Raw genomic sequence first — 12,623 nt, forward strand, 5'->3', positions numbered from 1 at the left:
GGGAGAAAGGAAGGCAGATGACAACACTCAGGGACGTGAAGGTGGGGGAGAGCTGCACCGTGGCCGCCCTCACGGGCACCGGGGCCCTCAAGCGCCGGATCATGGACATGGGACTTACCAAGGGCACCCGCGTCCACGTGCGCAAGGTCGCCCCGCTCGGTGACCCCCTTGAGCTCACGGTGCGCGGCTACGAGCTCTCCATCCGCAAGGACGAGGCGGCGGGCGTCGAGGTCACCGACGTGTCGAGGGGCGAGTAGAACCTCGCATAAACCTGACAAAGTGCCCTGGCACCTTTGTCAGGAATCGGCCGGGAGCGGCCGTTTTTCTCGCTCTAGGAGTTAACTCTATCTAACAAATGGCACCACACAAGTAGCAATTGGCTAACTTGAGAAAGGCAGGACATGGCAGAGACGACCATCGGTCTCGCAGGAAACCCAAACTGCGGCAAGACCACGCTGTTCAACGAGCTCACGGGCTCGAACGGGTACGTGGGCAACTGGCCCGGCGTCACCGTCGAGAAGAAGCAGGCGACCTGGCGCGCCAACCGCGACGTCACCTTCGTCGACCTGCCCGGCATCTACTCGCTCTCGCCGTACACGCCCGAGGAGGTCGTCTCGCGCGACTACCTCGTGGGGGAGCGCCCCGACGCCGTGATCAACCTCGTTGACGTCACCAACCTCGAGCGCAACCTCTACCTCACGACGCAGCTCCTCGAGGCGGGCCGCCCCGTCGTCGTGGGCCTCAACATGTGCGACCTGCTCAAGGAGCGGGGCGACGTCATCGACGCGGCCGCGCTCTCCGAGCGTCTGGGAGCGCCGGTCGTCGAGGTGTCCGCGCTGCGCGCGACCAACCTCGACGCGCTGGTGAAGAAGGCCGTGGCCGCCGGCAAGGAGGGTAAGGTCCAACCGGGGGCTCCCTGCTTCTCGCCCGAGGTCGAGGACGCGCTCGGCAAGATCGCGGCCATCGTCTCCGGCAGCTGCGACGCCAACCTCGTGCGCTGGTACTCGATCAAGGTCTTCGAGCGCGACGCCGAGGCCGTGAAGCAGCTGCACCTCTCGTCCGCCCAGCTCAACCAGGCCGAGAAGATCATCAAGTCCGTCGAGGAGTCCCGCGACGACGACGCCGAGTCCATCATCACCTCCGACCGCTACGACTGGATCGCCTCCGTCATGGACGCGTGCGTCAAGAAGGCGCCCAAGAAGCTCAGCATGTCCGAGAGGATCGACAAGGTCGTGACCAGCCGCGTGCTGGGCCTGCCGATCTTCGTGGCCGTGATGTTCGTCGTGTACTACATCGCGGTCTCCACGGTGGGCGACTGGGGAACCGTCTGGGCCAACGACGAGGTCTTCGGCGAGGGCTGGGAGCTCTTTGGCATGGCGATCCCGTCTATCCCTGCGGTGGTCGAGGGCTGGCTCGCCGCAGCGGGCGCCTCTGACATGGTGAGCTCGCTCGTGCTCGACGGCATCGTGGGCGGCGTGGGCTCCGTCCTGGGCTTCATCCCGCAGATGCTCGTGCTGTTCATGATGCTCGCGTTCCTCGAGGACTGCGGCTACATGAGCCGCGTGGCCTTTGTCATGGACCGCCTGTTCCGCCGCTTTGGGCTCTCGGGCAAGAGCTTCATCCCGTTCCTCATCTCCTCCGGCTGCGGCGTCCCCGGTGTCATGGCCACCAAGACCATCGAGAACGAGAAGGACCGCCGCATGACGGCGATGCTCACCACCATGATCCCGTGCGGCGCCAAGACCCCGATCATCGCCCTCGTGATGGGCGTGCTCGTGGGCGGCGCGGACGCGTGGTGGGTGGCCCCGATGTTCTACTTCCTCGGCCTCGCCGCCATCGTCGTCTCCGCGCTCATGCTCAAGAAGACCAAGATGTTTGCCGGCGAGCCCGCGCCGTTTGTGATGGAGCTTCCCGACTACCACCTGCCTGCGCTCAAGAGCTGGTGGCTGCACGTCTGGGAGCGCATCTCCGCGTACCTCAAGAAGGCCGCGACGATCATCTTTGCCGCGTGCGTGGTCGTGTGGTTCCTCTCGAGCTTTGGCTTCGCCTCGTGGGAGGGCGGCGACGGCTCCTTTGGCTTCCTCGCCTCGCTGCCCGGCGCGCCCGAGTACAGCGCCGACTACTCGCTGCTCGCCATCGTGGCCGGTGCCATCTCGTGGATCTTCGCGCCGCTCGGCGCCGACAGCTGGCAGGCGACCGCAGCCTCCATCAACGCCCTCATCGCCAAGGAGAACCTGGTCTCCACGTTTGGCTCGATCTTTGGCCTGGGTGAGGCCACCGAGGGCGACCCGGCCATGTGGCAGGCCTTCGCGGCCATGTTCACCGACGGCGCGGGCGTCATGCACGCGGGCGCGATGTGCGCGTTCGTGGCGTTCAACATGCTCGACGCGCCGTGCTTCGCGGCGATCGGCACCATCCGTCGCCAGATGGACTCGCCCAAGTGGTTCTGGTTCGCGATCGCCTACCAGTGCGTCTTCGCCTGGTGCGTGGGTCTCATCATCAACCAGCTCTGGGAGCTTATCGTGCTGGGGAACTTCGGTGTGTGGACGGTGGTGGCGTTTGTGCTGCTCGCTGGCATGATCTTCCAGGTCGTCCGTCCGATGCCCAAGACCGAGCAGGGCGAAGAGAAGGTCCTCGCGCAGCTCGCCTAGGTGCGACCGACATTGCCTCACGCGGGCGCGTCGCCAATCCGGCGGCGCGCCCCGTTCGTTGTCTGGGTACTTTTCTCAGGGGTGTCCGTGTAGTCTGGGAGGAACTGGCGGAAAAACCGCAGGCAGGAAATTGGTACTGTTTGGGTAGTACTTAACCAGACGAGAAAAAAGTACCCAGACAACGAGAGAGAGGCCCTCAGATGATCGACAACATCCCGCAGGCGCTCGCATGGGCCGCGCTCGGCTGCGGCTTCACCTGGCTTATGACCACGGCGGGCTCGGCCGTGGTGTTCTTCTTCCGCTCCGAGCGCAGGCTCATGCACCACATCTTCCTCGGCTTCGCCGCGGGCGTGATGGTTGCGGCGAGCGTGTGGTCGCTGCTCAACCCGGCGATCGAGCAGGCCGAGGGGCTTGGCGTCCCCGGCTGGCTCCCCGCGGCGGGCGGCTTTCTCCTGGGTGTCGCCTTCCTCATGGCGCTCGACACGTTCCTGCCGCACCTCCACGTCGACGCCGACGAGCCCGAGGGCGTCCCCTCCGACTGGAAGCGCACGACGCTGTTGGTCTCGGCCGTTACGCTGCACAACATTCCCGAGGGCATGTCCGTCGGTCTGCTCTTCGCGATGGCGGCGCAGACCGCCGGGGCGGCGGGGGAGGCCTACCTCGGCATGGCCGTGGCGCTTGCCGTAGGTATAGGCCTGCAGAACTTCCCGGAGGGCGCCGCCGTCTCGCTGCCACTCGCGCGCGAGGGCCTGAGCCGCCGACGCGCCTTCGCGATGGGCAGCCTCTCCGGCATCGTGGAGCCGATCTTCGGCGTGCTCGTGGTGCTCGCGAGCGGCTGGATCGCCCCGTACATGCCGTGGCTGCTGTCCTTTGCCGCCGGTGCGATGATCTACGTGGTGGTGGAGGAACTTGTCCCCGAGGCTCATCTCGGCGAGCACTCCAACGTGGGGACGCTCGGCTTCATCGCAGGCTTTGTCGTGATGATGGTCCTCGACGTCGCGCTGGGCTAGATAGTAAACCTTGGTTGACTTATGGAGAACTTGCGAATCCCAGCAAACCGGTGGGATTACCATCAAGTTACCCTATACTAACAACCGTGCCGAGAAGAACAGCGACTCGGAACCCCCGGCACGATTCGTTTAACCCTGCCCGAGCGACGGACCCTCTCCCCGTCGCGAACGGCGAACCCAAGCGCCGCCTGCCCACCCCCTCTACGGCAGGCGGCGCGCTCTTGCCGACACTCATGAGTGCCGGCAGGTCGAGAAGGGCCTCGCGACCGCCCCTCGGCGTTGACCCGACACAGAAAGGCCCGCCCCACTTGCTAGGAGGAGTTCCGCGAAGCGCACTCCTGCATGCAAGCGGGGCGGGCCCACCCTTGCTGTTGGCTGCTACTTGGCCTTGCCCTGGTTGGCGACGGCGTTGATCTTGGCCTCGATGGTGGCGGGGTCGCCGATGTAGTGCTTGTCGACGACGTTCCAGTCCTTGTCGAAGGTGTAGGCGCACGGCACGCCGGTCGGGATGTTGACCTCGAGGATCTCCTCGGGGGTCAGCTTCTCGAACTGCATGACGAGGGCGCGCAGGCTGTTGCCGTGGGCGGCGATCAGCACGCGCTTGCCGGCCTCCATCTGCGGCTTGATCTCCTGCTCAAAGTACGGCCAGGCGCGGGCGATGGTGTCCTTGAGGCACTCGGTGTAGGGGAGGTCCTCCTTGGGCACGTCGCGGAACATCTCCTGGACGTGCGGGTCGCGCTCGTCGCCGGGCTCGAGGGCGGGCGGCTGGACGTCGAAGGAGCGACGCCAGATCTTGACCTGGTCCTCGCCGTGCTCGGCGGCGGCGTCGGCCTTGTTCAGGCCCTGGAGGGCGCCGTAGTGGCGCTCGTTGAGCTGCCAGGCCTTGTGGACGGGCAGCCAGTTGCGGTCGAGCTCGTCGAGCACGCAGTTGAGCGTGTGGATGGCGCGCTTGAGCAGGGAGGTGTAGCAGACGTCAAAGTCGAAGCCGGCCTCCTTGAGGGCCTTGCCGCCCGCGTGGGCCTCCTCGCGACCGGTGTCGGTGAGGTCGACGTCGGTCCAGCCGGTGAAGAGGTTGAGCTTGTTCCACTCGGACTCGCCGTGGCGGACGATGACGAGCTGCATGGTCTGATCGTCGTTCATTGGAGACACGTCCCTTCTCGATGCGTAGTTTGTGCGGCGGGCGCCGCGCTACGTATATAGTAGCCGGAACGGGTATAGTTGACCTTGGTTAACACAAAGATTTCCTCCAGGGGAGCGTGCCCCATGGGACTCACGGACCTTCTCGTCATAGCGCTCGTCGCCGTGCTGTTCGCGCTCGCCGTCCGCTCGGTCGCGCGCTCCGGCGCCGGCGGCTGCTCGGACTGCGGCAGCAAGGACGGCTGCTCGGCCCACGCCACGGGCGGGCCGTGCCCCGCCGCCCGCAGGATGCTCGAGGACGTCGAGAATAACCTCGAGAAGTGACGCCCGACCGGTAACAGCGGCGAAACACTCATGTGAGAACCTTGCTCGGACTATGACCTTCGGCGCCGTCGGAGAGGAATCCGCATGAGCAGCGAGAAAGACATCGACTTCGTCTTGCGCACCGTCGAGAAGCGCGACATCCGCTTCGTGCAGCTGTGGTTCACGGACGTGCTGGGCAACCTCAAGTGCTTCGCCATCTCCCCGGAGGAGCTGGAGGAGGCCTTCGAGGAGGGCATCGGCTTCGACGGGTCCGCCGTCGACGGCTTTGCCTCGCTCGAGGAGTCGGACATGCTGGCGTTCCCGGACCCCGCCACCTTCGCCCTCCTGCCGTGGCGCCCCAAGGAGTCCGGCGTGGCGCGCGTCTTCTGCGACGTCCACACCCCGTCGCGCGAGCCCTTCGAGGGCGACCCGCGCCGCTGCCTGCGCAAGGTCTTCGCCCGCGCCGACGAGCAGGGCCTCGTGCCCAACGTGGGTCCCAAGATCGAGTACTTCTACTTCGACAACGACCTCGACCCCGTGCCGCTGGACACCGCCGGCTACTTTGACCTCACGCCGATGGACCGCGCCAACGACCTGCGCCGCCAGACCACGCTCACCCTCGAGAAGATGTCCATCCCGGTGCAGTACTCCTACCACGCCGCGGGCCCGTCCCAGAACGGCGTGGAGCTGCGCTTCACCGAGGCCGTGAGCTGCGCCGACAACATCATGACCGCGCGCCTGGTCATCAAGCAGGAGGCCGCCGGCCAGGGCATGTTCGCCTCGTTCATGCCCAAGCCCATCGCGAGCGCCCCGGGCTCGGCCATGTACCTCTACCAGTCGCTGCTCGACCACGACGGCGAGAACCTCTTCTGGGGCCCCAAGGAGCTCCACCCCGCGCACCTCTCGGACCTGGCGCAGCACTACGTCGCGGGCATCCTCAAGTACGCTCCGGAGTTCACTCTGGTCACCAACCCCACGGTCAACTCCTACAAGCGCTTCGTCTCCACCGGCGAGGTCCCCACGCACGCCACCTGGGGCCGTAAGAACCGCTCCGCGCTCGTGCGCATCCCCACGCACAAGCCGGGCAAGCACATCGCCACGCGCATCGAGCTGCGCAGCCCCGACCCCACGGCCAACCCCTACCTGGCGCTCGCCGTGACCATCGCGGCCGGCCTCAAGGGCATCGAGGAGGGCCTACCCATGCCGGAGGAGTCCACCTGCGACACCTTCGCCGCGCCCGACCGCGAGCTCGAGGCCAAGGGCATCCGTCGCCTGCCGCGCACGCTCGGCGAGGCCATCGACCGCTTTGAGTCCTCCGACCTCATGCGCGAGGTCCTCGGCGAGCACATCTTCACCTACTTCGTGCGCGAGAAGCGCCGCGAGTGGGAGGAGTTCTGCACGTCCGTGACCGACTGGGAGCGTGAGCACTACTACGGCGGGGTCTAGGTTGCCCCTAGGAAAAGCCACCCTTGTCCGGAGGGCGTCTAGAAATCGCGGCCCTTGTCGCCTTTGGCTCTAGGAATCGCGGCCCTTGTCCTGCAAAGGCCGCGAAAAAACCCGCTTTGGGCGAGAAGAACGTGACAAGGCCCCGGATTCTTGGACGGCCGCAGGACAAACCCGCCGGTTCCTAGACGCGCTCATGACAAGGCCAGAGTTTTCTAGATCGCATGCCGCGTCCTTCTCGCCGGGCGAGAAGGACGCGGCGTCGTCATGTCAATCTTGTTAAGTAACCCATATGTCGAGGGTCGGACGCGTGTCGTTGGCGCAAACTCTTCACTTGGCGACGGGCGGGGCATGCGCCCTGACACGGGAAGACCCGTGCCTCCGTCGGGAAAGGGCGTGACCACGCGCCAAAACTATGGGGGAAGGAACCCAGACATGAAGAGCATGACCAGAAGGAACTTTCTGACCGTCGCGGGTGCGCTCGCGGGCACCGCCACGCTTGCCGGCTGCGGCGGGCAGACCGCCGAGCAGACCGACCAGGCTGCCGACGACGCCACCGACGACACCGCCGCGGACGACTCCGCCGACGGCGACCTCGGCCTCGTGACCGAGGGTTCCCTCACCTTTGCCGTCTCGCCCGACTACCCGCCCTTCGAGAACCTCGTGGACGGCGAGTACGTGGGCCTGGACATGGACCTCGGCCGTGCCGTGGCCGAGCAGCTCGGCCTCGAGTGCGTCTACACCAACATCGACTTCGACGGCATCGTCCCGGCCATCGTCGCCGGCGGCCAGGCCGACGCGGGCCTCTCGGGCATCTCCATCACCCCCGACCGCGAGGACGAGGTCAACTTCACCACGCCCTACTACATCGACAACCAGGCCGTGGCCGTCCTCTCCTCCAACACCGACGTCACCGAGGAGAACGCCGCCGAGGTCCTCAACACCGCCGAGATGACCATCGCCGTCCAGAGCGGCTCGACGGGCGCCGACTTTGCCGCCGAGAACTTCCCCAACGCCGAGCAGCTCGCGTTCCCGCAGTTCACCGACGCCTTCGCCGCCGTCTCCGCCGGCCAGGCCAACGCCGTCTGCGGCAACCTCGCCGTCGTTGAGCAGATGCTCGCCGGCGCCTACACCGACCAGCACGTCGTGCTCACCTCCGCCACCGGCGAGGAGTACGCCATCTGCGTCAACAAGGACAACCAGGCCCTGCTCGACGCCATCAACGACGCCCTCGCCACGCTCCAGGAGGACGGCACGATCGACGAGCTCATCGCCGCCAACATGGGCTAAGCCGCGCGCCTACGTCAACGACAAGCCGTCGCGGCCCCTTCTTGCACGCGCAGGGAGGGGCCGCTGGCGCATGAGAAGCGAGGGAAACACGTGAACACTCTTCCGCTGAGCGCGTCCGCACTCCGTCGCGGCCAGACGGTCCTTCTCGCCGTCCTGGCCCTCGCGGTCGCGCTCCTGGGCGCCCTGGCGCTGCCCGCCGAGCGCGCCGACGCCATGGAGGCCGTGAAGTGCACCGGCCGCCCCAACTCCGAGGACGACCCCACGGTCATCATGGGCGCCACCGAGTCGCGCATAACCTTTGAGGCCAGCGTCGCCGAGGGTGAGGGCGTCACGAGCCTCACGCTGTGCCTCCCCGAGGGAACCGGCTACAGCAACCAGGATCTCTCCGTGACGCTGCTCACCGGCGACGACCTCATGACCAGAAACGAGCTCGACTACACCGAGACCATGGACGGTCAGGGTCTCACCCTCGACTTTGCCGAGCCCATAACCCAGGCGGGCCACCTCAACGTCATGATCTACGACGTGTTCTTCCCCGCAGAGGGTGGCGAGATGCAACTCGAGGCCACCTACGAGCTGGCCGACGGCACCGAGAAGGACATCGAGGGCATTCCGTCCATTCCGGTCGAGGGGATCTCGACCACCGAGTCCCTCTCGCAGTGGCTCGAGGAGCAGCCCTGGGTCCAGGCGTGGAACTCCAATCGGTTCCTGCACCTCTTCTTTGACCCGGCGCTTCTCGTCACGAGCTTCCCGGTGGTGCTCACCGGCTTCTTCATGTCCGTCTCTATTGTGGCGGTGGCCTTCCCGCTGGCCATTCCCATGGGCCTTCTGCTCGCGCTCATGCGCATCTCCAAGCCGCGCCTCCTGCGCGGCATAGCCACCACCTACGTCAACATCGTCCGCGGCACCCCGCTCTTCCTGCAGATTTACGTGGCCTTCTTCGGCCTGCCGCTCGCCGGGATCCAGATTCCCAACTTCGTGCTGGGCGTCACGGTCATGTGCATGAACTCGGGCGCCTACATGTGCGAGATCTTCCGTGCCGGCATCCTCTCCATCAGCAAGGGTCAGACCGAGGCCGCGCGCTCGCTCGGCATGAACGGCGCGCAGACCATGTTCTACGTCATACTGCCGCAGATGTTCCGGATCGTGATTCCCAACCTCACGAGCGAGTTCATAGTCCTCTACAAGGACACGTCGCTGCTCGCCGCCGTGGGCATAATGGAGCTCGTCATGTACGCGCGCACGATCGTGGCCTCCACCGGCTCGATCACGCCCTACATTGTGGCTGCCCTGTTCTACCTGGTGATCACGCTGCCGCTCTCCAAGGTCACGCGCCACCTGGAGGACCGCGTCCGCGGCCACCGCACCCGCAAGCACGCCGTCGAGCCTGAGGCGGCCTCCGAGGAGGGAGCCTCCCATGAGTGACGCCACCTTGACCGACGAGCCGATCCTGCGCATTGTCGACCTCCACAAGAGCTTCGGCGAGACCGTGGTCCTGCGGGGCATCGACGTCGACATCCACCGCGGCGAGGTCGTGGTCGTGCTCGGCCCGTCCGGCTCGGGCAAGTCCACGATGCTGCGCTGCCTGAACCGCCTCGAGGAGCCCACCAGCGGCAAGATCTTCTTCGAGGGCCAGGACATCACCGACCCCAAGACCGACGTCAACGACGTCCGCAAGCGCATGGGCATGGTGTTCCAGCAGTTCAACCTGTTCCCGCACCTCGACGCCATGCACAACGTCATGCTCGCCCAGCAGAAGGTGCTGGGCCGCTCCGCAGAGGAGGCCGAGCGCGTCGCCCGCGAGCAGCTGGCCCGCGTCGGCCTCGCCGAGCGCGCCGACTACTACCCCGACGAGCTCTCCGGCGGCCAGCAGCAGCGCGTGGCCATCGCCCGCGCGCTGGCCATGGACCCGCACGTGATGCTCTTCGACGAGGCCACGAGCGCGCTGGACCCGGAGCTCGTGCGCGGCGTCCTGGACGTCATGCGCGAGCTCGCCGAGCAGGGCATGACGATGGTCGTGGTCACGCACGAGATGGGCTTTGCCCGCGACGTGGCCGATCGCGTGATCTTCATGGAGGGCGGCTACGTGGTCGAGGAGGGCACCCCCGAGCAGCTCTTCGAGCACCCCAAGAGCCCGCGCACCGCGGAGTTCCTCGGCAGCATCGACTGACCAACCCGTTGGCTGCCCGGGCGTTCCTCCGAGAAGTGCGCTTCGCGGAACTTCTCTCCGGAACATCGGACGACCTGCTCGTGTGTGGCGGCTGGGATCGATGTGGTAACATGCTCACATTCATGCTGATGCTTTGGGAGGGGCCTCAGGATGCACCATAAGAACATCCTGCTCATATCCGCCACCACGCGCCTGCACGACCGCATGCGCGAGCTCTCGCACGCGATCGACGTCTCCATCGCGCTCGCGAACGAGGAGACCTTCCCGCAGGCCGTGTCCTCGGGCCACGAGTTCGACCTGGTCATCCTCGACGGCGAGGGCATGAGCCAGGACCTTCTCAACGCCGTGGACTCGTTCGTGGCCGAGAACGGCTTCACGCCGCGCCTGCTCGTCCAGGACCCCGACAAGCTGGCAACGCTCCACATGCCCACACAGGGCACCAACGACTTCATCCTCTCCACGGCCGGCGCGGCCGAGTTCGAGCTGCGCTGCACGCTGCTTCTGTGGCCGGGGGAGGAGAGCGCGCCGGCGGACATCGTCACGATCGACAACATGACGATCAACCTGGCAACCTACCAGGTCTACATCGACGAGCATCCCGTCGACCTCACGCTCATGGAGTACTCGCTGCTGTCGTTCCTCGCCACGCACCCCTCCCGCGCCTACTCGCGCGAGACGCTGCTGCACCGCGTCTGGGGCTTCGAGTACTGCGGCGGCACCCGTACCGTCGACGTTCACATCCGCCGCGTCCGTTCCAAGGTGGGCCCGCAGGTCGCGAGCCACATCGTCACCATCCGCGGCGTGGGCTACCTCTTCCGCATCTAGCGCCGAGAAGAGCGTTCTTCTCGCCCGGCGCGCGTTGTTCTTGCACAGACGGGGCGACTTGGCAGCGATTTCCCTGCCAAGTCGCCTGTTTTTTGCATTGGGCGAGAAGAACGCCCAGTTGAGGTTCTTCTCGCCCTGCCAAGTCGGCATCTTTTTACGCCGGCGGCTCCGGTTTCCTGCCAAGTCGGTAACTTTGTGCGCGCCGGCCGGACAGCCGGGCCGCGCCGCGCGCTACGATGGTCCCGAGGCGTTTTCAGGAAGCGGAAAGCAACGTGTCCGACCGGTGGCAATGTTGGCGCCAGCGCAACCGGGGCAGGGCTTTGGGTACATTTCTCGACGGTAGGAAACCCGCCGCCCGCGCGGCGCCAAGGAAAGAAGGAATCATGAGCGACTATCCCTACGGTGCCCCTGCGTCGCAGGGACCGGACCAGAGCACGGAGCAGCGGCCGACGCCGCCCGCCCCGGGTCACATGGGCGGCGGCGCACCGCAGACCCCTCCCAACTTCTCTGCCGAGAAGCCCAAGAAGAAGCCGCACACCACCCTCAAGGCCCTGCTCGTGGGCCTGCTCGGCGGTCTGCTGGGCGCCGGTGCCCTCACGGGCGTCCTGTACCTCACGGGTGTGATCGGCCCCACGAGCACCCAGGTCGTGGGCGGCGACGCCACGCAGCAGATCACCATCGACCCGGCAGACGAGGACACCACCGTCGCCAACGCCGTGGCGGCCAAGGCGCTGCCGTCCGTCGCCACGATCTACTGCACCTTCCCCGAGGGCGAGGGCATGGGCTCGGGCGTCATCTACGACACCAACGGCAACATCATCACCAACAACCACGTGATCGAGGATGCCGAGAGCATCTCCGTCTCCTACAACGGCAAGAGCTACGACGCCACGCTCGTGGGCACCGACCCGTCCAGCGACGTCGCGGTGGTCCACGTGGACTTTGGCGACGACGAGGTGACGCCGATGGAGCACGGCGACTCCGACGCGCTGCAGGTCGGCGACTGGGTCATGAGCGTGGGCAGCCCCTTCGGCCTGGAGAACTCCGTCTCGCAGGGCATCGTCTCGGCCCTCTCGCGCTCCACGCTGCTCGAGAACTCCTCCGGCAACACCCTCTACACCAACCTCATCCAGACCGACGCCACGATTAACCCCGGCAACTCCGGCGGCGCGCTCGTCGACTCCGGGGGCAAGCTCGTGGGCATCTGCACGCTCTTCTCGTCCGACACCGAGAGCTTCGCGGGCATCGGCTACGCCATCCCCGGCAACTATGCCATGGAGGTCGCCGACAAGATCATCGCCGGCGAGACGGTCACCCACGCCTACATCGGCCTCTCCATGCAGACCGTGACCCCCGCCAACGCGCTGCGCAACGGCCTGTCCGTCGACGAGGGCGCCTACGTCGTGGAGGTCACCGACGGCAGCCCGGCCGCCGAGGCGGGCATCGAGGTGGGCGACGTCATCACGAGCATCGGCGGCGAGGCCGTCACCTCGGCCGACAGCGCGATCCTCGCCGTGCGCTCCCACGACATCGGCGACACCGTCGAGGTGGTCGTCATGCGCGGCGACCGCGAGATGAGCTTCGACGTGACCCTGGGCTCCGACGAGGCCCTCCAGGAGCAGCAGGAGCAGGAGCAGACCGTGAACGTCAACGGCCAGGAGATCAGCGTCGAGGACCTCATGCGCCTCTACGAGCAGTACCAGCAGGAGCAGAGCAACCCCTTCGGACGCTAGCCCCATAACCGATCGGCGACTCGGAGGCCCCGCGGCACACGTCGCGGGGCCTCTCATGTTG

General features: G+C 66.4%; 11 protein-coding genes. 10 read left to right on the plus strand and 1 reads right to left on the minus strand.

Annotation, left to right across the window (positions count from 1 at the left end; all coding sequences use genetic code 11):
* Window positions 1-17 precede the first annotated feature (17 nt).
* The 3 genes from B5F73_RS02995 (at window position 18) to B5F73_RS03005 (ending at window position 3,661) form a co-directional block, all read left to right on the plus strand.
* Window positions 18-257, plus strand: a complete 240-nt coding sequence (locus B5F73_RS02995) for a FeoA family protein (protein ID WP_087226228.1) — start codon at window positions 18-20, stop codon at window positions 255-257.
* Between the two features lie 144 nt (window positions 258-401).
* The gene (feoB, locus tag B5F73_RS03000; RefSeq protein WP_087226231.1) at window positions 402-2,651 is read left to right on the plus strand and encodes a ferrous iron transport protein B; all 2,250 of its coding nucleotides are present in this window, start codon (window positions 402-404) and stop codon (window positions 2,649-2,651) included.
* Window positions 2,652-2,851: 200 nt separating this feature from the next.
* Window positions 2,852-3,661 (plus strand): ZIP family metal transporter, encoded by an 810-nt coding sequence (locus B5F73_RS03005; protein WP_087226234.1) that lies wholly within the window; start codon window positions 2,852-2,854, stop codon window positions 3,659-3,661.
* A gap of 378 nt (window positions 3,662-4,039) precedes the next feature.
* Here B5F73_RS03005 and gpmA read toward each other — a convergent pair whose 3' ends face one another.
* Window positions 4,040-4,801 (minus strand): 2,3-diphosphoglycerate-dependent phosphoglycerate mutase, encoded by a 762-nt coding sequence (gpmA, locus tag B5F73_RS03010; protein ID WP_087226237.1) that lies wholly within the window; start codon window positions 4,799-4,801, stop codon window positions 4,040-4,042.
* Window positions 4,802-4,924: 123 nt separating this feature from the next.
* On the opposite strand from gpmA, the gene B5F73_RS03015 reads away from it, so the two are divergent.
* The 7 genes from B5F73_RS03015 (at window position 4,925) to B5F73_RS03045 (ending at window position 12,562) form a co-directional block, all read left to right on the plus strand.
* Window positions 4,925-5,122 (plus strand): FeoB-associated Cys-rich membrane protein, encoded by a 198-nt coding sequence (locus B5F73_RS03015; protein WP_087226240.1) that lies wholly within the window; start codon window positions 4,925-4,927, stop codon window positions 5,120-5,122.
* Window positions 5,123-5,206: 84 nt separating this feature from the next.
* Window positions 5,207-6,547: a glutamine synthetase family protein gene (locus B5F73_RS03020; RefSeq protein ID WP_087226243.1), complete on the plus strand. Its 1,341-nt coding sequence runs from the start codon at window positions 5,207-5,209 to the stop codon at window positions 6,545-6,547.
* Between the two features lie 432 nt (window positions 6,548-6,979).
* Window positions 6,980-7,834, plus strand: a complete 855-nt coding sequence (locus B5F73_RS03025) for an amino acid ABC transporter substrate-binding protein (protein WP_239379780.1) — start codon at window positions 6,980-6,982, stop codon at window positions 7,832-7,834.
* Between the two features lie 90 nt (window positions 7,835-7,924).
* Window positions 7,925-9,259, plus strand: coding sequence for an amino acid ABC transporter permease (locus B5F73_RS03030; protein WP_087226247.1), 1,335 nt, complete (start codon window positions 7,925-7,927; stop codon window positions 9,257-9,259).
* Window positions 9,252-10,004, plus strand: coding sequence for an amino acid ABC transporter ATP-binding protein (locus tag B5F73_RS03035; protein WP_087226250.1), 753 nt, complete (start codon window positions 9,252-9,254; stop codon window positions 10,002-10,004). The genes B5F73_RS03030 and B5F73_RS03035 overlap by 8 nt, the downstream gene beginning before the upstream one ends.
* Before the next feature lie 150 nt (window positions 10,005-10,154).
* Window positions 10,155-10,829, plus strand: a complete 675-nt coding sequence (locus tag B5F73_RS03040; protein WP_087226253.1) for a response regulator transcription factor — start codon at window positions 10,155-10,157, stop codon at window positions 10,827-10,829.
* A gap of 383 nt (window positions 10,830-11,212) precedes the next feature.
* Window positions 11,213-12,562: a trypsin-like peptidase domain-containing protein gene (locus B5F73_RS03045; protein ID WP_087226256.1), complete on the plus strand. Its 1,350-nt coding sequence runs from the start codon at window positions 11,213-11,215 to the stop codon at window positions 12,560-12,562.
* Window positions 12,563-12,623: the final 61 nt, after the last annotated feature.

The sequence above is a fragment of the Olsenella sp. An270 genome (genome assembly GCF_002159735.1).
Lineage (GTDB): Bacteria > Actinomycetota > Coriobacteriia > Coriobacteriales > Atopobiaceae > Thermophilibacter.

Coding starts and splice junctions, on each gene's coding strand:
- B5F73_RS03035 (WP_087226250.1), top strand. CDS start 9,252: ATGAGTGACGCCACCTTGACCGACGAGCCGATCCTGCGCATTGTCGAC.
- B5F73_RS03025 (WP_239379780.1), top strand. CDS start 6,980: ATGAAGAGCATGACCAGAAGGAACTTTCTGACCGTCGCGGGTGCGCTC.
- B5F73_RS02995 (WP_087226228.1), top strand. CDS start 18: ATGACAACACTCAGGGACGTGAAGGTGGGGGAGAGCTGCACCGTGGCC.
- B5F73_RS03040 (WP_087226253.1), top strand. CDS start 10,155: ATGCACCATAAGAACATCCTGCTCATATCCGCCACCACGCGCCTGCAC.
- feoB (WP_087226231.1), top strand. CDS start 402: ATGGCAGAGACGACCATCGGTCTCGCAGGAAACCCAAACTGCGGCAAG.
- B5F73_RS03005 (WP_087226234.1), top strand. CDS start 2,852: ATGATCGACAACATCCCGCAGGCGCTCGCATGGGCCGCGCTCGGCTGC.
- gpmA (WP_087226237.1), bottom strand. CDS start 4,801: ATGAACGACGATCAGACCATGCAGCTCGTCATCGTCCGCCACGGCGAG.
- B5F73_RS03045 (WP_087226256.1), top strand. CDS start 11,213: ATGAGCGACTATCCCTACGGTGCCCCTGCGTCGCAGGGACCGGACCAG.
- B5F73_RS03015 (WP_087226240.1), top strand. CDS start 4,925: ATGGGACTCACGGACCTTCTCGTCATAGCGCTCGTCGCCGTGCTGTTC.
- B5F73_RS03020 (WP_087226243.1), top strand. CDS start 5,207: ATGAGCAGCGAGAAAGACATCGACTTCGTCTTGCGCACCGTCGAGAAG.